Origin of the sequence: Bacteroides sp. Marseille-P3684 (genome assembly GCF_900291465.1) — a bacterium.
GTDB lineage: Bacteria > Bacteroidota > Bacteroidia > Bacteroidales > Bacteroidaceae > Phocaeicola_A.
The window spans coordinates 1,089,509-1,111,396 of record NZ_LT985808.1 but is presented as its reverse complement, the minus strand read 5'-3'; the positions used below and the strand labels follow the sequence as shown (position 1 = coordinate 1,111,396).

The 21,888-nt window shown below is 49.0% G+C and carries 15 protein-coding genes; 3 read left to right on the top strand and 12 right to left on the bottom strand.

The features are described from left to right. Window positions 1–348 precede the first annotated feature (348 nt). The 7 genes from C8275_RS04190 to C8275_RS04165 all read right to left on the bottom strand — a co-directional run bounded on the left by C8275_RS04190 (window position 349) and on the right by C8275_RS04165 (window position 9,195). Entirely contained in the window at window positions 349–1,950 is a 1,602-nt protein-coding gene (locus C8275_RS04190) for a PKD-like family lipoprotein (RefSeq protein ID WP_106484215.1), read from the bottom strand. 34 nt (window positions 1,951–1,984) lie between these two features. Continuing rightward, window positions 1,985–2,827, bottom strand: coding sequence for a DUF4843 domain-containing protein (locus tag C8275_RS04185; RefSeq protein ID WP_106484214.1), 843 nt, complete (start codon window positions 2,825–2,827; stop codon window positions 1,985–1,987). 13 nt (window positions 2,828–2,840) lie between these two features. Next, window positions 2,841–4,340 carry a RagB/SusD family nutrient uptake outer membrane protein gene (locus C8275_RS04180; protein WP_106484213.1) on the bottom strand — a complete coding sequence of 500 codons (1,500 nt, stop codon included), beginning with the start codon at window positions 4,338–4,340 and terminating at the stop codon, window positions 2,841–2,843. 12 nt (window positions 4,341–4,352) lie between these two features. Further along, window positions 4,353–6,089, bottom strand: coding sequence for a TonB-dependent receptor (locus tag C8275_RS04175; RefSeq protein WP_234395703.1), 1,737 nt, complete (start codon window positions 6,087–6,089; stop codon window positions 4,353–4,355). Between the two features lie 39 nt (window positions 6,090–6,128). Then, window positions 6,129–6,299 carry a hypothetical protein gene (locus tag C8275_RS14610; protein WP_157948128.1) on the bottom strand — a complete coding sequence of 57 codons (171 nt, stop codon included), beginning with the start codon at window positions 6,297–6,299 and terminating at the stop codon, window positions 6,129–6,131. After that, the gene (locus tag C8275_RS04170; protein ID WP_106484211.1) at window positions 6,296–7,816 is read right to left on the bottom strand and encodes an IS1634 family transposase; all 1,521 of its coding nucleotides are present in this window, start codon (window positions 7,814–7,816) and stop codon (window positions 6,296–6,298) included. Before C8275_RS04170 ends, C8275_RS14610 begins: the two co-directional genes overlap by 4 nt. A 95-nt stretch (window positions 7,817–7,911) precedes the next feature. Next, window positions 7,912–9,195, bottom strand: a complete 1,284-nt coding sequence (locus C8275_RS04165; RefSeq protein WP_255413982.1) for a carboxypeptidase-like regulatory domain-containing protein — start codon at window positions 9,193–9,195, stop codon at window positions 7,912–7,914. 622 nt (window positions 9,196–9,817) lie between these two features. Here C8275_RS04165 and C8275_RS04160 point away from each other — a divergent pair. Further along, entirely contained in the window at window positions 9,818–11,143 is a 1,326-nt protein-coding gene (locus C8275_RS04160; protein ID WP_106484209.1) for an ATP-binding protein, read from the top strand. A 183-nt stretch (window positions 11,144–11,326) separates the two neighbouring features. On the opposite strand, the gene C8275_RS04155 is transcribed toward C8275_RS04160, so the two are convergent. Both C8275_RS04155 and C8275_RS04150 read right to left on the bottom strand, forming a co-directional pair. Beyond that, window positions 11,327–12,745: a RagB/SusD family nutrient uptake outer membrane protein gene (locus C8275_RS04155; protein ID WP_106484208.1), complete on the bottom strand. Its 1,419-nt coding sequence runs from the start codon at window positions 12,743–12,745 to the stop codon at window positions 11,327–11,329. Between the two features lie 45 nt (window positions 12,746–12,790). Beyond that, complete coding sequence (locus C8275_RS04150; RefSeq protein WP_199881858.1) at window positions 12,791–16,012, bottom strand: TonB-dependent receptor; 3,222 nt, start codon at window positions 16,010–16,012, stop codon at window positions 12,791–12,793. A gap of 314 nt (window positions 16,013–16,326) precedes the next feature. Here C8275_RS04150 and C8275_RS04145 point away from each other — a divergent pair, with 314 nt between their 5' ends. Continuing rightward, window positions 16,327–17,868: an alpha-N-arabinofuranosidase gene (locus C8275_RS04145; protein ID WP_106484207.1), complete on the top strand. Its 1,542-nt coding sequence runs from the start codon at window positions 16,327–16,329 to the stop codon at window positions 17,866–17,868. Between the two features lie 103 nt (window positions 17,869–17,971). Here C8275_RS04145 and C8275_RS04140 read toward each other — a convergent pair whose 3' ends face one another. From C8275_RS04140 to C8275_RS04130, 3 genes are read right to left on the bottom strand one after another with little or no spacing between them, the layout of a single operon-like run. Next, on the bottom strand, window positions 17,972–18,673 hold the full coding sequence (locus C8275_RS04140; protein ID WP_106484206.1) for a GNA1162 family protein: 702 nt from the start codon (window positions 18,671–18,673) through the stop codon (window positions 17,972–17,974). Beyond that, window positions 18,670–19,020 (bottom strand): DUF4810 domain-containing protein, encoded by a 351-nt coding sequence (locus tag C8275_RS04135; protein WP_022385602.1) that lies wholly within the window; start codon window positions 19,018–19,020, stop codon window positions 18,670–18,672. Before C8275_RS04135 ends, C8275_RS04140 begins: the two co-directional genes overlap by 4 nt. Then, a complete protein-coding gene (locus C8275_RS04130; RefSeq protein ID WP_106484205.1) occupies window positions 19,017–19,958 on the bottom strand; it encodes a CsgG/HfaB family protein in 942 nt (313 codons plus the stop codon). Before C8275_RS04130 ends, C8275_RS04135 begins: the two co-directional genes overlap by 4 nt. A 1,050-nt stretch (window positions 19,959–21,008) precedes the next feature. Between C8275_RS04130 and C8275_RS04125 the strand changes: the two genes are divergently transcribed. Beyond that, window positions 21,009–21,821: a glycosyltransferase family 2 protein gene (locus C8275_RS04125; protein ID WP_106484204.1), complete on the top strand. Its 813-nt coding sequence runs from the start codon at window positions 21,009–21,011 to the stop codon at window positions 21,819–21,821. Window positions 21,822–21,888: the final 67 nt, after the last annotated feature.

Sequence of the window (21,888 nt, the reverse complement as noted above, 5' to 3'; positions counted from 1 at the left end):
AAAAGAGGAGAGCCTGTCGTATCATTTGTGTTTGTTCGGTCAAACACAAGTCTTCGACCGGACAAACACAAGAGTTTGACCTGACAAACATAGTAGTTTGATGGACCAAAGTATTATACTTAGGCAGCCTAAGTATGATACTTTGGTGGTCTAAGTATAATACTTAGGTATGTCAAACTAATTAGTTTGTCAGGTCAAACTCTTGTGTTGTGTGAGTCAAACTCACGTGTTCCATCCGTGGGACAACAGTGTTTGCCGGGAGAAAGTCCGGACAACGGAAGAGAAACAGGGGATGCAGCACCCGAACACGGTGCCACATCCCCTGCATAAGAGAGCTTAATCAGATTATCAGAAGCGTTCGCGGTAGCAGACATCCACAATCTTGGCAAATCCGCTCCACTCGTTAACAAGTTCCAGACTGTTGGTCGAGTTATTCAGACGGTAACGTCGGAGAATACCTCCATTATCACCTCCTGTAGCCGGATTGTAAGAGCCTACGAGCACATAGTGCTGTTCGGCAACCTTGTCTTCCGGAATGGATGAAGGCGTCAACCACTTCCACAAGTCTATCTTCAACATGGTGATTTCCTCCCCTGCAGGCAGAGAAATATCCGTAGTTATCCCTGTACCAAGCTGGTAAGTATAGACCTTATTACCATAAGCATAGAACATGTAGGGATATTGGGAATGGAAGGCAAAATGTTCAGCCACGTTGAAATTCTCAGCCTGAATATCCTCATAGTAGTTCTCCTGCACATACTGGTTGTCCGTCAGATTGGTAGCTAATACAGAGCGGGCACCTCCCTCATCTTCCAGGATGGCAAACACAACATTCTGGTTGTAACTGGTACCTTCCATGTAGACAAGGTCCTGACCGGTCTTGAACGGGATGAAGGTCGCTCCTCCCTCCGGAACCTCAGACAACAGTTGGTCATTGGCAGACGTGTTCCATGTCATGAAACGCTTGTTGTCAATGTCATAGAACAGAGCAGCAGTCGAATTCGGCTGGAAAGTCAGTCCGTTACGTTCCATGCCTACCCCGATATAGGGGGATACGCGGTATTCGGCATCACCAAGCTCAGTAGAGGTATTTCCAAGGTATTCATAGGCAGCACCGGAACCGGACAACGTATTGATGTACACATTTCCGTTCTTGGTTGTCATGAAATGCCCACTGGAACCGGGAGGACAGCATCCACATGCCGCAAACCGGATGGGAACATCCCCATTCAGGTCACACAGGAATCCACCTTCCACATTGTCTGCCGTCTCAGCTGTCAATTCCGTCTTCTCCAGTTTATAAGAACCTGTCTCTGTCATCAGGTAGATGTAATCTCCCGTTGTAGCATACATGTTGTGGTCAAACATGATTTGAGTCGCATTGTGTTGCTCGGGGAAGGACTCATTCAACACATCATACACCGGAGTGATGCGGTCACTGGAAATGACCGACACCATGTCCAACCGTACCCGGTTGTCGTCCCCTTCGTTGCAAAGCACCATCCAACCTTCATAGACACTGGAACGGAGGCTGATATTAAACGTATGATAAGCTGTCACATTGGTGCGTTTGTCAGTCACGGTGTAAATACCTTGATAGCTGCCCACCATCTCTGAGAACCCATACGTAAAGGCCTGCGTCTTGTCAGGATTCATGTCATGCGTATAGGAATCGTCGTTCTCTCCAAAGGATGTTCCGTTTGTGGGACGAAGCAGACAACCGTATTCGTAGTTAGGATTATCCGCTGCGATTTCTCCCTCGGTGCTCGACGTGACGGTCGGGGTAAAGACCAGCGAATCGACGCCACGCATCAGGTCATAGCTCTCCTGCACACCGGTTATGGTGATTTCCGGCACATCCTCGTAGGTGTAGTTGCCTTTGTCTTCCGAGCAGGACGCTGCGATAAACAAGAGCAGCAATGAAATAAAACCTAAATTTATGTATTTCATAATTCATTCTTTTTTAATGCATTGATAACTATCGTCATTCATAAGCTGAATAATCCACCTCATAGCTTCCAGTCAGCTGCATGTAACTTCCGTCATCGTCCAAAATTGGATTGCCACTGTCTGCAGCTTCCTGCAAGTGGTTATGTGTCAGCTGAGCTGCGTACCCCAAAGCACCGAGCTGGACAGTGCCGTTATCCCAATCCTGATGCGTCCATCCCATCAAAGAGTTGATAAGCTTTTCCTTAGATACAGACCAATCACCAAAGTAATCGGGACCAAAGATTTCGTAATAGAAGGGAACAGTATAAATCTCGCTGAAGATAATCGTATAGCGAGAACCACACAACGTATCTCCTGTAGCCGCCCAGTCATCAATGTCCTTATACTGTTCCAGTTCAACGGTAAAGAAATCATTATCTTCCAAGTAGAACTCGATGTAATGCTTCTTTTCGTCTTCTGCCAAATCCGGCGTACGATAAATCGTAATGGGAACGTAGGTCTGTGCAGCCCCGGCAGGAATGACACAGTCGCTCTCATTGAAATCAAAGTTTGTACCTCGCACTGCCGTACTGGCCTGCTCATCGACCTTCAGCGTAAACGGACGGTCATAATCTACCACATTACCCATGATTTTCACCGTAAGCTGAGTAATGATGCGCGTTGCTTCTTCCGTACTGTCAGCAAACGAAAGACTGGTGGAGTCAGCATATTTCTGAGACGAAATGTTTCCCTGCCCATCCATGGTGTATGACGAGTTACGCTGCAGATAGATTCCTGCAACCCGTCCATCAAAGGTCATGATTTCTTCCTCGGAACATGCCGGGATCAACAGCATAAGCAACAACAGGCTTGCTATACAACTAATAATATGTTTCATAATGCATACGGAGTTAACGGTTGATTAATTCGCTTTCAGGCAGAGGTATCACAAAGTTATTGTCTGAAGCCGTCTTCGAAGAAGTGGAATTGCCATTAAAGTCCCTTGTGATGTTCATGTAAAGACGTTTGAAAAGGAAGAATGCCTGCCCTTCTCCCCACGTTTCGCGCATGTACTCTTTCTGTATCTCAGTGAGCAGGTTGCTTCCTGATGCCAGTTGCTGGCGACCACGCGTTGCGAGAATTTCATTCATATAATCCAACGCCGCATCCGGGTCAGTCTCCTGCAGACATTCAGCAGCGATATAATAAGCCTCACTCAGATGCATCAGCGGCATAAAGTAGGTCCAGAACGGATAAGTACCGTCTTCCAATTGAGTCGCTGTCAACTCCAGTCCTTTATACTTAATCAAGTAAGCCAACTCTCCGCTCATGGTCCACTGTGAACGGGCACGATAATCATAGAGCGAGGTAGTACCAAACAAGCTCTCCTGTACAAAATTCGAACGAGGTGTCAACAAGCTGGAGGTTGTCAACGATGATTCAAAGTAGGATGTATAGATGTTATCCCGTCCGCTGTCATAAAACCCAAAAAGGATTTCCGTAGAGAACGTGCGGTCAGGTGTACTGTTGCTTCCGCTAAGCAATTCATCGGAATCGACAGCGGGGAAATAAGTACGCACTTGCGGGTCGTCCGTCAGTTTACGAGCTTCTACCAATGCAGCAGCACGGTCGCCTGCCCACAGATAGACACGGGCTTTCAACAGGATTGTCGCATAATAGTTCAGACGTAACTGACGATAACGGGTATAGTTGTCTGCCCCTTCTTCCGTCGTGGATAACGGTCCTTGGGTAATAATGGGGTCATACTCATGCAAACAATTTTCAGCTGCCTCCAAATCAGGCAAGAGGTGGTCGTAGATGATGCTACGCGCAGACAATTGTTCATAGACCTTTGCCTCCCGACTGTCAGCATAGGGGATGCATAACTGTTCAGGGTCCCGGCTATAAACTGGACCGAACATGCGCAACATATCAAAATGCAAGAAAGCCCGGAGAGCGAGCATGTCACCACGAATCAGATTATAATCTTCCTCCGACAACACGGTGCCCCGATGGGTCTCGGCATTATCCAGAATAACATTTATATTCAAGATGGTGGCATAAGCTTCATCCCAGATACTTTCCATCAAGTCTGCCACATTGGTGTTGGAATAGTTATAGTTCGCCAATTCGGATGCAGAAAAGCCCTCATAAACCAATGAAGCCGGAGTCTGATAATGCAATGCCAGGATGTCCAGCATACCCCACGTCAGATTCTTGCCATACATGACATCACTGATCAGACGATTGTAAACACCATTGACAGCCGTATAAAATCCCTGACGCGTGCCGAACGTCTGCTCTTCAGTCTCCTTGTCTTTGGGACTGTAGTCAAGCCAGTCGGAACATGCCGTAAAAAGTCCTGCCACACAAATCAAAAGGGACAGGAAGATATATTTGTAATATTTCATAACGCGTGTTTATTATAAGGTGAATGATAAAGCAAACGACACACTGCGTGCAAACGGATAGGATGTACCACGTTCCTCCTTGATACTGCTGATGCGGAAGATGTCGTTCATGTAGGCATTCAGGCGCAAGCCACTGATGCCCAATTTACGAGCAAAATCCGGATCAAATTCATAACCTACCTGGAACGACTCCAGTGTCAATGTGTTCTCCTTTTGTACGAAACGCGAAGACATGGGTGTCGAACCTGCATCGGCAATATTCTTGAAGGGTGCAATATCTCCGGGTTGCTGCCAGCGGTCATAAAGCGCACGCTTGTCCTGATTGTATATCAAATCATCGGAAGATATGTTTTCCACCTTCTCATAGACAGCCGAATTGAAAGAGTCTCCTCCAACGCGATAGCGGAAAGTCAAGCCTGCCGTAAAGCCCTTGTAAGCAAAGCTGGAGCCAAATGTACCTTCCGCTTTCGGACGGGTGTTACCGACTACCACTTCATCATCATACGAGAAATCGTACGTGTACTTGCCGTCCTTGGTAATGAAAATCTCCCGTCCGGTAGCCGGGTCTATACCGGCAGAACGTACTGCCCAGATATCATCGGGGTCAGCACCGTCATAATAACGCTCGGTAGAACGGCTCTGATTGTATTCATTCATGCTGGCAAGTGTGTTCCCGATTCCATCCAGCTTGCTCGACTCCATACGGACTGTGGCACGCAATGACCATGTCAGACGTTTATCAAAGTCGCGCAGGATATAGTATTGTGCAGTTCCAGTGAATCCCTTGGAAATCTGTTTGCCGAAGTTCGTATTATAACTGGTCACGCCCGAAGAGCTAGGCAAGCCTATGGCAATCAACAAGGGGTCAGTGGTCTTGTAATAATAATCCAGCGTCAAGTTAAAGCGTTCATTGAAGAGGGTCATATCCAAACCGATATTACGGTCCAAGGTAGTCTGCCATTCCAGATTCCGATTACCCAACGTTTCAAGCACCGAACTCATGCCAAAATAGTTATAGGACGTATAAAGGTAGCGGAATGTTGTCAGAGAGAGTGCCGAATCGAAGTTCTGATTTCCAGGGTTACCGATAGAACCACGGATTTTCAGGTAATTAATCCAAGAGACATTGTCCTTGATAAAATGTTCGTTGTGAATATTCCATCCCAAACCAAGAGACCATGTATTGATGAATTGTTTCGTAGAACCGAATACTGAAGAGCCGTTAAGACGATAACTGACATCCATCAGATAACGGTCATCATACGCATAACCTCCAGTCAAATAAGTGCTCACAGCCCGGCTAACCGATTCCGTATAAGTAGGTCTTCCACCTTCCGGATAACCATTGGAAAATGACGGATAAGTAAAATCACCGGAAGGGAAGCCTTGTGCCGAATAGCCTTGTACCGTTGATTTCTGTTCAGAAATGTTTCCACCGACAGCCAGATTGATGCGATGTTTATCACTTAACACCGTGGCATAAATCGCTGTAAACTCTCCTTCATATTTCGTGGTTTTCGTATCTGTATAGTCATACGAACCTTTTTGCAAGATATCATAGCCGTCAAAACGCGTGTCATCCGGTGAGTAAAACAGTTCGTTTTCTGAAGTAAGCTGGGTCAGCCCGAAACGAGCACGCAATTTCAGCTCTTTCACCGGATTATATTCGGCGATGAAATAATCAGAAAGTTGGAAATCCTTCGTCTCATCCCGACTATTCAATGAAGCATTGTACAATGGATTGCCCACATTCGGCTCATAATCATTATTCCTGACTTTGACAATGCGTCACCCTGCTTTATTTTTGTCTTGATCTAATGCCTCCAACAATGGTTTGATGGTCTCCTGCTGTGGTGTTGTGAATAGAGTCTCAGTATATACCGAGCCGTTGGGCAGCCTTATTCTGAGCGTCGTTATTGTCTTGGCGATTTCAAGAACCTTGTCAACGCTCATCTTCATGCCGACTTCTCTGATGACCCGTTCAAGTTCCTTATACACCNNNNAGTCTCAGTATATACCGAGCCGTTGGGCAGCCTTATTCTGAGCGTCGTTATTGTCTTGGCGATTTCAAGAACCTTGTCAACGCTCATCTTCATGCCGACTTCTCTGATGACCCGTTCAAGTTCCTTATACACCTTGTAGGCTACAAAGCAGATGCAGATATGGGCCTCGATACGTTTCTCCGTAAAATGGAACATTGGACGCATCTCGAGCGTCCCTTTGCCAATACGGAAAGCCCTCTCAACCATCCAAAGGCCATGGTATTGTGATATGACCTCTTTCCCGGACAGGGTCGTATTCGTTATATACCCCTTCAGTCCATCCCAAAGACTGTCTTCTGCTATCTTTTCCTCATTGATACTTACGGTTATGTCCTTGCTGATATCGAGAAATTTGTTGTAGCCTCGCTTATTGACGTTGTCCTTGGTCAGAGTACCTTTCGCATAGGCCTTGCGGAGTCTATCGACGCCTTTGTTGCGGTTCCATGCGTTTTTCTTTGCCCGTGCATCTGAATAGCTCACAACCAGCCTCTGGCAATCATTCTTGCAACATTCAATAATGTTCCCGTCCGTCCTGTCAATTGCAAGAATCCAGTCTTTAATCTTTGGAGACTCGTTTCGGATTCTCGCCCCGATAATATACCGGTAGCCGGCGGATTCCAGCAGCTCCACATTCTTTGTGTTCATAAGGCCCGAGTCGGCCACAACGATGAAGTCTGTCAGCTTGAAGCGCTGGACAAAGTCATCGATTACGGGAATCATTGTGCGCCCCTCGTACTGGCTGCCGTTGAAGATAGAGTAGGACATCGGGTAGCCGTCCTCGCTCACCAGCAGTCCGAGGACTATCTGCGATTCTGCCATCTTGCCGTCCTTTGAGAAGCCTGCCTGACGAAGAACATCGTCCGGCTGTGGTGCGGACTCGAAGTAAAGTGTGGTCACATCGTAGAAAACGACCCCAATCCGTCCGCCGAGAATCCTCATCGTGTGCTCTACGCTTATCCGCTGGACCTTCTCGCGCTGCGTATTATACAGCTTGTCCATATAGCGGTAGATGTTATGTAACCGAACGTCTTCGTCGAAGTAGGACTTCAGATACGACGCTGTGGCAACCTTGCTCTGCGGATGACAGACCCTTGCGATGACGAGATGGCGCAAAATGCTGTCCCCGATTACTCCAAAGCCAATTCTGTCATATATGTGGCCGAGGATAACTTGTGGCGTGTTCTGGAGCGTCCTCTCGATGCGCGCAATGGTATTTCTCGCTTCTTGGAGCGCCTGAGCGCTCTCGTCAAAGTCAAGTGTCATCTGACCGGAATATTCGTCTATCCATTGACGCGCTTTGACCTCAAGGCGAACAATCTCGTCGGGGGCAGACGATACTCCAATTGTCTTAAGCTCCTTGAACTTGCCACTGCTCTTGTCTGCGATAACCACGCTCACAGTGCCGCTACGGTTCTTTTTCTTGCGTACAAACATGCCATAAAGGTACTCATTTTAGGTTTGCGTCACCCGCGTCACCATGAAGATTTTCTGGAATGGCTGATTTTAAAAATGTTACAATTGTTGAAATATCAAGCTGTCAAAGTCAGGAAATAATCAGAAAGTTGGAAATCCTTCGTCTCATCCCGACTATTCAATGAAGCATTGTACAATGGATTGCCCACATTCGGCTCATAATCATTATTGGACAACCAACGCTCCACTTCACCATCCTCATTGTATTTTTTGTAATAGGGACTGGCTTCAGCATAGTCGCTAAAGGGAACGATCGGATTGGTATATTTAGTCTGTTGGGCAGTAAACTTATTGGTAAACTGCAATTTGCCTACCCGGTAAATCAAGTCAATGTTAGCTCCCAGCACATCACGGTCCGAACCTTTCATCACACCGGTCACCCCGTTATAGTTCAAACCAATACCAAACATGAATCCACCGGCTCCACCATCTGCATATAATTGGTGACGATGGTTAATACCCGTACGCAAAGGTTCCGACAACCAATAGGTATCAACCCCACTCGCTATATCAGCCAGGTGCTTTTGGTAAAGATTATCCTTCTCAATCAACTCATCAGCCGTTCCACCGTCATATTTCCCCGCCAGTCGTTCAAACTCCAGTTTCTCCCTTGAATTCATCAGGTTGTAGCTCGTCAGGTCAGGCCAGGAGATGTCCATGGAGCCGTTGTAGCTCAGGCGGAGTTGTCCGGGTTGAGGCTGCACGGTCTCTACAACCACTACGCCGTTGGCTGCCTTCGAACCGTAGATGGCGGTGGAGGCGGCATCCTTCAAGATAGTCATCGAAGCGATGCGGTTGATGTCAAGGTTGTAGATGGTTTCCAGCGTACTCTCGAAACCGTCGAGGATAAAAAGCGGTTGGTTGGGGTCCTCGGACACTTCGTCGCGCATACCCATGATGCTGGACTTGCCGCGAATCTCGATGTCCGGCAGACGGTTCGGGTCTGAACCGAAGAGGTCACTTTCCATCAGGTTGAAGGAGGGGTCGAGGCTGCGAAGGCTAGCCAGAGGATTCTGCACGCCCACGGCTTTCAGTTCTTCGCCACTGAAGCTAGCCGATGAACCGGTGAAGGTATCTTTCCGCTTGGTCACGATACCGGTAACGACTACCTCGTCGATTGTTGTGCTGCTTTGCAGGCGGACGCTGTATTCATCCGTCCGGTCAAGCAGGACCACTTCCTGCTGCTCCATGCCGACGAACGACACAATGATGGCTTTGGTTTTCGCCGGGACGGCAAGCGTAAATCGTCCATTGGCGTCGGCTGTGACACCGTTTCGAGTGTCTCCTTTCACGTAAATGCTGGCACCGGGGAGCGGTTCTCCTTGTGTGTCAAGCACCACGCCGGTAATGGTTCGTTTACCAGGTTGGGGACTTTGCTGAGTCTCTACTCCTTCAAAATTACCCCCCCCCTCCCACGGAATTTGCAACAACCATCTGTGCTGCAAACAGATAGCAGGCAAAGAGCAAAGGTCGCTTCATTGCCCTCCATAGGTGTCTGTCCTCTCTCATAATGAGTTGGTTTAAATTTATGGATATTTGGGAACTTGTACACTGCCTCCGTCTCCCTACCCTCACAGCAATGAACAACGGAAGCGTTTCACCTTGCAAATGTATGAAAATATTTGTATCAAATAAGTAAAAAAGTTGTTATTTTAATGACATATACCACACATATAGTAAAAATAAATAATCAAACAATACTATCCGGAAGAGTGATTCAAACCGAACGATAGGGACAAGGATTACCTGGAAGCAAGGAGAAGGGAGATGTAAACTTATTTATCATGAGTGGGATATTAGGGTGGGAAAGTGGGGTGGCAATGAAGTTTGCAGATGAGCAATGCCTGAATTATATTGTATTTCCTGATTTATTAGTAACTTTGCTGTCGGCTGAAAGTTTACCACCGTAAATTTTACGACGGTAAACTTTGCACAATACAACGGATATAAAAAAGCAAGAATATGAAATTCTACAATAGAGAAAAGGAATTGGAATCATTAGACAAGGTCCGCCAAGTATCTTTTTCCGTGCATTCCCAAATGACTGTACTTACCGGTAGGCGGCGTATCGGCAAGACCAGTCTTATATTCAAAAGCTGCGAGGGTACTCCTACGGTATATCTGTTTGTCAGCCGAAGCAACGAGGCAGATCTCTGTTTACGCTTTACTTCCGAAATCCGGCAGGCACTGGATATTTATGTACCGGAACTTATCAACTTTGCAGAAATATTCCGCTTCTTAATGGATTTGGGTACACGGCTGAAATACAATCTGGTTATTGATGAATTTCAGGAGTTCTACTACATCAATCAAGAAATTTACAGCTTGATGCAGGATACTTGGGATCGACTGAGGAAACAGAGCCACGTCAATCTTATCGTGAGTGGTTCGGTCCATACCCTTATGAATAAAATCTTCAGGGATTCGAAAGAGCCGCTGTATGGTCGTGCTGACAGTATCATGAAGTTAACTCCTTTTACGACTTCCGTATTAAAAGAAATCATCTCAGATCACAAGGCTGACTATACGAAAGATGATTTGTTGGCACTCTATACCTTTACCGGCGGTGTTCCCAAATATATTGAGCAGTTCATGGACAATGGATGCACCAACATGGAAAGCATGGTCGATTTCATGCTGCAACCCGATTCATCCTTTCTCACTGAAGGGCAGGCTTTGCTGATACAAGAGCTCGGAAAAAAATACGGCAATTACTTTTCTATCTTGTCCGCAATCTCCAACGGTAAGAATACCCTGCCGGAAATGGAAAATGCGATGGGCGGTATGAACCTGGGCGGACAATTGAAGAGGTTGGAAGAGGATTATAATCTGGTAAAGAAGAAACGGCCCATACTCTCAAAGGAGGGTTCTCAAACCGTCCGCTACGAAGTATCAGATTTGTTTTTACGCTTCTGGTTCCGGTATTTCATCAAGTATCAGAATTACATAGAGATACAGAATTTTGAGCGCTTGGCTGATATTATAAAAAAGGATTACCCGACATTCTCCGGCTTGGCTTTGGAAATGTATTTCCGCCAACAGATGATGGAGAGCAAGGAATTTGCAGACATCGGTTCCTGGTGGCAAGGCAAGAACAACAAAGACCAGGATGAAATAGATATTGTCGGACTCTATGCGGAAGAGAAAAAAGCTTTGGTAGCAGAAGTGAAAAGACAATCCAAAAATTTCAAGCCGGATTTGTTTGCACACAAAGTAGAGGAACTACGGAAGAAAGTCTTGTTCAAGTATGAGATAGAGAGCCGGCTTTTGTCAATGGAAGACATGTAGGGCTGTAAGAAATTGATAGATAAATCATAATGCGGGTCGCAAACATCCTTATCTATGCAGCCTGCAGCAAGGACATTCAGTAAATGTCGCGTATTAAATCGACTTTTGAATGACAAAGTCCGGAAAAAGAGAAGCTGCAAGGAGACAGCTCTCATGCGCTCTCCTTGCAGGTTGTCAGAAAATCTAACGATAAGCTTCATTTTGAGTCATCACGTCCGGATTCTGAGAAATGACATCAAGAGGAATTGGCAACAAAAGTTGCCCCGGCGTGAGCGTGACATGTTTCGAACTATTTTTGAGCACCTCGATGGCTCTACCCGTCCGTATCAGATCAAACCAGCGATGAAACTCCATTGCCAGTTCTACCTGCCTCTCATGTTCACAAGCCAACGCAACGGTTGGATAGCGATCAGCCGGGTATCCGGGAGTCCCATACAGTGGCATACCAACTCTCTGCCGTACCTCATTCAAGTATGTAGCATCACCGGTAGCCTCCGTGAGCATCAGAAGTACATCCGCATAACGAAGGACGATAAAATTGTTATCTGCCGCTTCCCGAGAGCCGTTCTTCTCTGCATCTGCATCCCTCCACTTGATGGTGAAACGTGTATTCACCTTGTCACCATTCTTCTTGTAATAACCATCCTGAATCGTAATATCCCGTCGTGGGTCCCCCTGTTCATAGGCATTCCAAAGGTCGTCAGTAACCTGATTCAAACCTCCACCCCACGCCGTCAAGACATGGTTATCCACAGGAGTGAACATGGACCAATACAAGCTATAGGGATTTCCTGCACCCCCCTTATATTGAATCTCAAATATTGACTCTGCACTATTTTTATGGTTCAAATCCCAAAGATCCTCATAATGAGGTAAGAGCGTAAATTTGCCATACAGCTTGTTCAACACAGCTGCTGCTTCCGCCTTCCTGTTCAACGTCAGATAGACTTTTCCCAACAATGCACAGGCTGCATCTGAAGTTGCAGCACCAGCAAAACGCTCGTGCTGCTTGTCTGGCAAGTTGTCAATGCCGAACTGCAGGTCTTGGATAATGGTCTCATAGACCTGTGCCTGTGGGGTACGTCCCTGCCTGAGTGCCTCTTTCACACTGACCGGGTGCAAGACTAAAGGAATGTCTCCCCAGGCACGTGTCATGTTGAAATAATAGAGTGCCCGAAGGAATCGCGCTTCCGCCTGCAAAGCCTCCTTATGCGAGAAAGAGGCCTCCTCACTACGTTCCAACACATTGTTGATGACATAGAGTGATTCATAGTACTGATTCCAATAGTTCAATACCAATGTGCTATTTGCATCCATACCCACATGCGTATCAAAGGCCTCAAAATCCTTCACATTGCCAGCTGTGCTCTCATTGCATGCATTATCCGACATCAGCTCTCCGAAGAAAGAGGATAGTCCCTCCGGTGAGTAGATAGTATACAGCGTGTGATAAGCAGCTGTGAGTGCTGTTTGAAAGTCACTTTCCGTCTGGTAGAATTGATCTGCATATGCATTGGAGATGGGTTGACGGTCCAGGAAACTGTCGCATCCGCTCATGAGCACGAATGAGAAGGATGCCAAAAGAATATTTATTGTTTTCATGATTCTATATCTAGATTGGTTCAAAAGAGAAGAAACTGGTGTATATCAGAAACCTAAGCTAATTCCCAACGTTGCCGCAAAAGGATTCGGATAGGCACCATAATCATAACCCACACGATACCCAGACTGGAATGTACTGCCCTCAGGGTCATAGTTGGAGTAGTCTGAAAAGACGTAGACATTCTCAAAATTCAGATACGCCTTCAGGTTGTTGATTTTCAGCTTTGAGAGCCAAGCCTTGGGGAAGTTGTATCCCAAACGTACGTTCTTGATCCGTACAAAAGAACCGTCTTCCACCCAATAGCTGGAGCTCTGTGCCTGTACTGTATTCTGCGTCACACGGGGCTTGAAGATATGTCCGTCACCCGGTTCCTCATCCGAACGCCAGAAGTTGCTCACATAGGCATAGGCATTCCGGTTTCCGTTAAACTCCTTCAGGAAACGCGACTGTTGGTTCATTATTTCACCACCTTGCGATCCTGTAAGCATGATTGACAATTCAATTCCTTTATAACTGAAGTTGTTTGTGAGTCCCCATGTGAAGTCAGGCTGATAGTTACCTAAAATGGTGCGGTCATCCGCATTAATGATACCATTCTCATCCACATCGCGCACTTTGGGATCTCCAGCTTCACTCCCGGGATATACAGGCAGTCCGGAGGCAATGTTGGCAGAGCTCAATACACCGTCGAAGACATAACCATAGTAGTTGCCGATGGGTTGCCCGACTTCCGTTTTGGAGATAGCATCGTTCGTATTGACCAGGATTGGAGCATCGTTGGCTCCTAACTTCAGAACCTTATTGCGATTGGCTGAGATATTGAAGTCCGTAGTCCAAGTAAAAGCACCCTCCACATTGTGTGTCGAGAGAGAGAACTCCACACCACGGTTCTCCAACTCTCCGATATTCGTAAGACGAGACTGGAAGCCCGTCAATACCGGAATGGGGACATCCAGCAACAAGTCACGCGTCTTGGAATAATACACGTCAAGAGACAAATTAATCCGGCTGTTGAGCAGAGAGGCATCCAGACCAAGATTCACCTGCCCCGTCTTTTCCCATTTCAGGTCCGGGTCAGGGAATGTACCGGTATAGATACCCTGCTTTACAGCCCCATTCTCCACATACGAGTTATAACTGAGCAGTCCGATGGCTCCGTAATCAGGAATCTGGTTATTTCCAGTCTCTCCATAGCTGACACGCAGTTTCAGATTGTCCAACCATGGCAGCGAACGCATAAATTCCTCTTCCGAAACACGCCAAGCCAATGATACGGAAGGGAAATACCCCCAGCGATTATTGACTCCGAAACGCGAGCATCCGTCAGCACGCAACGCTGCCGATGCCATGTATTTCCCCTTGTAGGAATAGGTTGCACGTGCGAGGAAAGAGATCAATGCCCACTCCGTAGCCGAAGTGGAGCCGTTCTTCACCTTTCCGGCATTCAATGTATGCACCAAGTCATTGGGGAAAGAGCCAGCTGTCATATTGCCGAATTCCATAGACTGCTCTTGCATCGTATAACCCAAAAGTCCAGTCAGATTATGGTCAGCACGAATCGTCTGATTGTAATTGAGCGTGTTTTCCCAAACCCAGTTTGTAGAACGCATTGTGACGAAATCCGCTGTAGCATCCACCCACATGGAATATCCATAATCCTGCCCATCATTCCAGTAGGAACTATAGTGAGAGTCCTCCACATTCGCATTAAAAGCTGTTTTAAAATTCAACCCGTCCAAAATCTTATAGTCAATAGCCGTGTTGAGCAAAACGATATCAGTAGTCTTCTTTTTAGACATTTCGCGCGTCAAGGAATAGGGATGCCATAGTTGAAAGCCATATTTATCGAAAGTGTTCCACATGGACTGAGGGTCTTTAAATCCAAGGGAACCCGTTTCTACCCGCAAAGGAAAAATCGGGTCGCTCTGCAAGGCCAGACTGACCGCATCCGACTTTCCAGCGGTTCCATAAGAAGAGTCATTGGAACGAGTCAAAGCGATCTTGACACTCGCATTCAGCCGCTCATTAAACTGATGATTCACATTACTGCGTAATGACAGACGGTTGTAATCGTTCTCAATCACAACTCCTTCTTGATTCAAATAGCCGGCCGACAGCATAAACTGTGTTTTTTCAGAACCACCTGAAGCCGAAATCTGTGCATTGTGTGTCAATGCGGTTCGCAGCAGCACATCCTCCCAGTCAGTACCGTTTCCTATGCGCTCCAGCCATTCCGGATCGGAGAACTCAACAGGTATGGCCGTATCATTGCCTCGCTTGGCATTCGGATTCTTCTTCAATATAGTAGCCCAAGTATTATTGCGGGCAGCTATTTCAAACTCAATCCACTGCTTGGCATCCATGACATCTACCCGGCGGTTCACTCTGGTAATACCAAACTCATAGTTACCTTCTACTCTTGTTTTGCCCGCCTTACCCTGCTTGGTCGTTATCAAGACTACGCCATTCGCTCCACGGGAACCATAAATGGCAGCAGAGGAAGCATCTTTCAGAATCTCTATAGACTCTATATCGTTGGGATTAATATTATTCAAAGGATTACGATTGAACGTCATATTCTTAGACGTACCGTTGCTCCCTGTAGAGGAGGTATTGTCCTCCAATGGGATACCATCGATGACATAAAGCGGAGCTGTCCCGGCATTGATGGAAGAAGCACCACGTACCTTGATGGTAGGAGCCATACCCGGTGCTCCCTGAGTCTGTGTAATCTGTACACCAGACACTTGTCCAGCCATCGATTGCAGCGCATTGCCATAAGAACGCTCTTTCAGCTTGTCCGCCCCAACAGAAGCTACAGAGCCTGTCAGGTCGCGTTTGCGTACGCTGCCGTAGCCCACCACAACAACTTCATCAAGCTGCTGTTCCTCCGGTTGCATATGGATGATGAGCGGTGCGGCCTCTATGCGCACGTTCTGGGGTTTATAACCCATATAAGTTAATTGGAGGACGGTTGCTCCGGACGGAGCTGTGAGCTTGAAGTTTCCCTCGATGTCTGTGATGACGCCCACTTTCGTTCCCTTCACCAAAACGGAAACGCCAATCATGGGTTCGCCTTTCTCATCGAGCACTTGACCGGATACGGTCTTGGATTGTAAAACCTCCTGAGGATTAGTCGTTTTCACCCCCCCCCACGCCACTTTGGCAGAAAGAGGAGCTGCTATCAACAGACTGGAAATTCCCCAGATAAAAGAAGTTTTCGTGACGCTGAAGAAGCGTTCACTGTTTGCCTTGTTTTTCATCATAAGGTCAGGTTGTTAATAAATAGGTTTAGTAAAAAGGAAATGATTTCATGCACAAAGGTAGAAAGAAGCTATAAATTCCCATTTCTTAAATGTTAAATAAGAATGTTAATGTATTGTTTTAACTTTTAGTACTTAAACTATTCTTCTGATTTCCTGCACCTCACATGCAGATAACATCAGCCTACGCCAACACCGGCAAGACCTACTGGGGCAAGAAAAGCAAGTAAACATACATATACAGCCGGCAGATGTACTCCGTTTAGCCTTTTTTGGCGTACATTTGTAGCTGTATGTTACAATAAACCACACTACCTATGAAAAGACTACTACTTGGAACACTGATGCTGGGAGCCACCCTGTCGCTGTCGGCACAGAAGGAAGCGACCCTCACCGTGCAGGCTGACAAGGGCACGGACATCATCCCCAAAGAGATTTACGGACAGTTCGCCGAACATCTCGGCAGTTGCATCTACGGAGGTATCTGGGTCGGCGAGAACTCGGACATCCCCAACATCAAGGGCTACCGCACCGACGTGTTCAATGCACTGAAGGCGTTGCAGGTGCCTGTCATGCGCTGGCCCGGAGGATGCTTCGCCGACGAATATCACTGGATGGACGGCATCGGCCCCAGAGACCAACGCCCCAAGATGGTGAACAACAATTGGGGTGGCACCGTGGAAGACAACTCCTTCGGTACGCATGAGTTCCTCAACCTCTGCGAGATGCTCGGCTGCGAGCCTTACGTCAGCGGAAACGTCGGCAGCGGAACCGTCGAGGAACTTGCCAAATGGGTGGAATACATGACCAGCGAAGGAGACTCGCCGATGGCGAACCTGCGCCGCAAGAACGGACGCGACAAGGCGTGGAAGGTGAAGTACCTCGGTGTGGGAAACGAAAGCTGGGGATGCGGCGGCTCGATGTATCCCGAATATTACTCCGACCTCTACCGCCGCTATGCGACGTACTGCCGCAACTACGACGGGAACCAGCTCTTCAAGGTCGCCAGCGGAGCCAGCGACTATGACTACAAGTGGACGCGTGTCCTCATGGAGCGTGCCGGCTCGATGATGAACGGCATCTCCCTGCACTACTACACCGTCACCGGATGGGTGGGCAGCAAAGGCTCTGCCACGCAGTTCACCCCCGACGACTACTACTGGACGATGGGCAAATGCCGCGAGATTGAGGACGTGCTGAAGAAGCACATCGCCATCATGGACGAGCTGGACCCGAAGAACAACGTCGCCCTCCTGCTCGACGAGTGGGGCACCTGGTGGGACGTGGAGCCGAACACCATCCCGGGGCACCTGTTCCAGCAGAACACCCTGCGCGACGCCTTCGTGGCTTCGCTCTCGCTGGACATCTTCCACAAGTATACCCGACGACTGAAGATGTGCAACATCGCCCAGGTGGTCAACGTCCTCCAGTCGATGATTCTCACCGACGGACCACGCATGGTGCTCACCCCGACCTACCATGTCTTCCGGATGTACAAGGTACACCAGGACGCCACCTACCTCCCTGTTGACATCCAGTGCGACACCATGCAGGTGCGCGACAACCGCACGCTGCCGCTCGTCAGTGCCACCGCCTCGAAAGACAAGAACGGGAAAATCCATCTCTCCATCTCCAACATCGACACCGAGAATGCCCGCGAACTGACCATCCGCCTCAACGGTGCACAGGCGAAAGGTGTGACCGGCGAAATACTCACCGCCACCCACATCAACGACTACAACTCGTTCGACAAGCCCGAAACGGTCGTTCCCCGGCCCTTCAAGGATGCCCGAATCCGCAAGGGTGTCCTGACGCTCACCATGCCTGCCAAGAGCATCGTGACACTGGAGCTGCAATAAGACACCGACGCACGACAGCTTCCTGCCCCTGTGAACAGACGCGGGTAACACGACCCTCCACCGAAGGCTGTGTTACCCGCGTCAGTCTTTCTGCCGACGGACATTACTTCACCGTCGCCTCAAAATAGCTTTTTCCCGCCTTCACCTCGCGGTCGGTACCGTATGCCGGGGAATACTTGCCCAACGGCATGTCGCTCAGGACGGCGTCCGTGCAACGTCTGCCTGCCACGACCTGGTCAGTCAGCGATGTGGTGAGCATCGTTGCCGCCATGCCCAACAGGACTTCGAGCGGACTGTCGTCCTCATCGGCTGACAGCTCCGTGTCGACCGTCAGATTACCTTCCCGTCGGTAGAGCACCTCGCCACTCGTGGTGGAACGCAGGATGAACTCCACACGTGCCGTCAGCTTACCACCCAGGTTGTCGCGCTCCCACGCCTTGATGACGGTGAACATCGCCGCGTCTGCCCCGATGATTTCGCGGAAGCGCTTCAGGCTGCCCTCCAGAAACAGCTCGCTATCATAGGCGCTCTCGGAACGGAACAGCTCCATCGTCAGGTAAGGGGAAAAGACGTAGTACCCCTTCTCGCACAACGGACGGTAGAGCGTGGTGTAAAAATACTCCTTCGCCTCCACGGCATTCGTCCGGTTGACGGGCGGCATGATGACGATGGAACCGGGTGCCTCCGCATACAGCTTCGGGTATTGCTGTCCGCGGGTGACGACCGTCTCCGCTACGGTGCCGCAGGAGGTGACCGCCGCCAGGATGAGTCCTGCACTCAGCAGGATGGACAGATGTAGTCTCATTTCTTCTCCAACTGTTTGATGATACGTGACAGGTAAGTCTCCGACTCGGGATAGAGACGGATTTCTTCTTTCAGGTAGGGGATGCCCTCCTCGGGATAGCCCATCCGGTAAAGCAGGAACCCGTACTCGGCATACATGCCGGGAGGCACCGTCCGACGGACACCGTGCTGACGGTCGATGATGCGACGGTACTCCTGCAACAGCTTGTCGCGGAGTTCGGGCGTTGCCTTCTTGCTGTAACGGTAGGTCGCCCCCTCGTAGTCATACCACGAGTAGAGCGAGGTCTCCGTGGTGGAGCATCCGCACAGCAGGATGATGCCCGACACAAGGGCGAGCAACGTTCTCATGGCTGCACTTCCTCGATGTAATAGTCCGACAGATGCGCCGGGTCAATGGGCGTCCCGGCAGGAACTTCCACGGAGGAATATTCCGTCTCGGGCGTGTCGCCGGCCGTAGCAGTGACCGTCACAGTGCCCACCTGCTTGCCGGGCAGTTCGATGAGCATACCCGTCTGCGGGTTCTTCACCTGCTTGCCCTTCAGCTTGACGGCAAAGGTGTCGCCGACAGCGATGCCCTGGCTCGCCCCTCCGCCGATGAGGACAGCGTCCGTGTCATAGCTCAGGAAGTACGTGCGCCACGGCTTGTCGGTACACTTGTCGATGATGTTCTCCACCAGCTGACCGATGGCTTCGGAGATGGCCTTGTCGCTCAACGTGGCGTCATAGTCTGCCCGTCCACCCACACCGAGGGTCGTCTTGGTGGTCAGTTCCGCTTCCCCCTTCGCCTCATCGGAGTAAACAATCAGTCCCGTCGACACTTCCACCAGACGGATGGCGACGGCTGCCTCCACCCGCTGTGTCTTGCTGCGCGTGAAGACGCCCGCCTTGCCGACGTTCTTCCGTCCGAACTCCGTGATGGAACCGATGATGAGGTAATCCGCTCCGATGGTCGACAGCTCGGCACCTCCCTTCTCCGCCTCCGCCATCAGGACATCGAGGTCGTTGCGTTCCAGCAGGATGAATTTACCCGACGCGGCGAGCTTGGCAGACAGGATGTCGAGTGCCTGCTTGCCCATGGGATCGTTCTCCTTGTCATAGAAGATGCCTTTTCCGTACTGCGTCTCATTGGAAAAACGCCCGATTGCCACTTTCCTCTTGATGGTCTTTCCCTCGGTCCTGACCGCAGCGCCGTCCGCTCCAGTCACCTCTACCTCTTGTTGGGCATACGCGGTGCAGCACAACAGTGCCAACACAGCCACCCACATCCGTCGAATGTTTCTTTTCATACGCACATTTCGTTGGTTTGATTCTTGGTTGATTCAGCTCTCTATGGTCCCACAAAGTTATAAATTTTTCAATGCGGACCTGTTTTTTCTTTCATGGATTTCTAACGGACGCCAGGCAGGCATCGAACGTCCTTCTGGGAAGAGAAATCCTCCGCACGCACTACCTTTATCAAAAAGACAGCACTTATATCCTTTTCACTTGACAAATTCAGCAAAAACACTCCTTCCCGCTAACGCATACTTTTGAATCTTCGCATAATCTAGCGAGCGAATGCAAACAAACGCTAACAAAACAGCTCTATAAAGACCTTGATTTTAGAAAACTATACATTCCATTTCCGAAAAACAGGCAAAACGTGCCCGAAACTATATTGTTTCGCGAGCCAAACAATATAGTTTGACGCCTCAAACAATATAGTTTCACCTGCCAAACACGTTTGTTTCGTGCCCGGAAGTCAAATCTTTGGAAAATGGAAGTCAAAACTTTGGAGTTTTGCTCTCCAGAAGGTGAGCAGCGTCAACAAATCGGAAGGTAATAAAAGGAGTAATCAAACCTAGCTCCAAACAGACAAAGGATACAATGCGGACATTTTGCCCGACACAACGGGACAAATATAAGCCATACGGCAACAAGATGCATTTTGCGAATCGCCTGAGAATGCCAGGAAATCCATCAAACCGTATTTGGATGCAAGGAAGGGCCGTGTGGAAGGCTTCGTTTGACATTTTGTCACTCTCAGAGCAAGGGTAGAGAAACCGGATGTTCGCACCGGAGTTTTCCGTCAGGCTTCTCCACCGGATGCGGAAACGCCTGCTTGAGGGGATGTCGGAGAAAAGCGCACCCGCCGGAAGATATTTTTGTTTTCACACTTGTATATGCCCGATAAAATTTGTTATTTAGTCCTGTATATCGCCCGGATAGCTCGGACATTCCGCTTTCAGAGCTTCAGTTTGTCAAGAATCATGAAAAGATGAAGGAGACCCGTATCCGTCCCGTGACTACCGGCTGCATACACTTGAACCGATTTAATAACCGAACCTTAACTGACAATGGAGAAAAAAGACTTGGGAAGAATTTCCGTAATCGTTTCCACCTACAACCGCTGTGATGCACTGCAGGTATGTCTGCAGAGCCTGTTCCGCCAGACTGTATTACCCGACGAGGTCCTTGTGGGCGATGACGGCTCGACGGAAGAGACCGCACAGCTGATTCAGGCATTGCAACAGCAAGCTCCCTTCCCGCTGATTCATGTCTGGCATGAAGACAAGGGCTTCCGGCTGGCGATGATGCGCAACAAGTGTGTGGCACGCAGCACGGGCAACTACATCATCGAGCTGGACGGGGATGTTTTCCTGCATCCGGAGTTTATCGCCGACCACCTCCGCGAAGCAGCTCACGGAGTCTACGTGAAAGGCGGAAGGGTGAACCTGGGCAGGGAGCTGACGGAACGCATCTGCCGTTCCGGGGTAGTGCCGTCCATCCACTATTGGACGCGGGGCATCGAGAGCAAGGCAGAGAATGCCATCCACTGCCCTCTCCTGGCTCATTTCCTGGCTCCGCGATACCGCAGGAACAGGTCGGCAGCACTGGGTTGCAACATGTCGTTCTTCCGCGAAGATTTCATCCGCATCAACGGCTACGACGAGTTCTACGAGGGCTGGGGCGGAGAGGATATTGACTTGGGCAACCGTCTTCAGAACAGCGGATGCCAGAAACGGTACCTCAAGTTCTCGGGCATCGTCTACCACCTCTGGCACGAGGACAAGTACATGTATAACCGGGAGAAGAATTTCCGCCACATGGAAGAGCTGAACGCCCGGCATGCGATACGCTGTGCACAGGGAGTGGAGCAGTATTTATAAAAAATGAAATGAACCGAAGAGCTTAGTTCGAGACAGGAAACATTCAGGGAATTACCTATCTTGGGCC

Bases quoted from the DNA above. Each gene is read 5' to 3' on its own strand.
- C8275_RS04180 (WP_106484213.1), bottom strand. From the start codon at position 4,340: ATGAAATATTACAAATATATCTTCCTGTCCCTTTTGATTTGTGTGGCA.
- C8275_RS04140 (WP_106484206.1), bottom strand. From the start codon at position 18,673: ATGAGACTACATCTGTCCATCCTGCTGAGTGCAGGACTCATCCTGGCG.
- C8275_RS04135 (WP_022385602.1), bottom strand. From the start codon at position 19,020: ATGAGAACGTTGCTCGCCCTTGTGTCGGGCATCATCCTGCTGTGCGGA.
- C8275_RS04155 (WP_106484208.1), bottom strand. From the start codon at position 12,745: ATGAAAACAATAAATATTCTTTTGGCATCCTTCTCATTCGTGCTCATG.
- C8275_RS04190 (WP_106484215.1), bottom strand. From the start codon at position 1,950: ATGAAATACATAAATTTAGGTTTTATTTCATTGCTGCTCTTGTTTATC.
- C8275_RS14610 (WP_157948128.1), bottom strand. From the start codon at position 6,299: ATGAAGATGAGCGTTGACAAGGTTCTTGAAATCGCCAAGACAATAACG.
- C8275_RS04185 (WP_106484214.1), bottom strand. From the start codon at position 2,827: ATGAAACATATTATTAGTTGTATAGCAAGCCTGTTGTTGCTTATGCTG.
- C8275_RS04145 (WP_106484207.1), top strand. From the start codon at position 16,327: ATGAAAAGACTACTACTTGGAACACTGATGCTGGGAGCCACCCTGTCG.
- C8275_RS04125 (WP_106484204.1), top strand. From the start codon at position 21,009: ATGGAGAAAAAAGACTTGGGAAGAATTTCCGTAATCGTTTCCACCTAC.
- C8275_RS04150 (WP_199881858.1), bottom strand. From the start codon at position 16,012: ATGATGAAAAACAAGGCAAACAGTGAACGCTTCTTCAGCGTCACGAAA.
- C8275_RS04160 (WP_106484209.1), top strand. From the start codon at position 9,818: ATGAAATTCTACAATAGAGAAAAGGAATTGGAATCATTAGACAAGGTC.
- C8275_RS04130 (WP_106484205.1), bottom strand. From the start codon at position 19,958: ATGAAAAGAAACATTCGACGGATGTGGGTGGCTGTGTTGGCACTGTTG.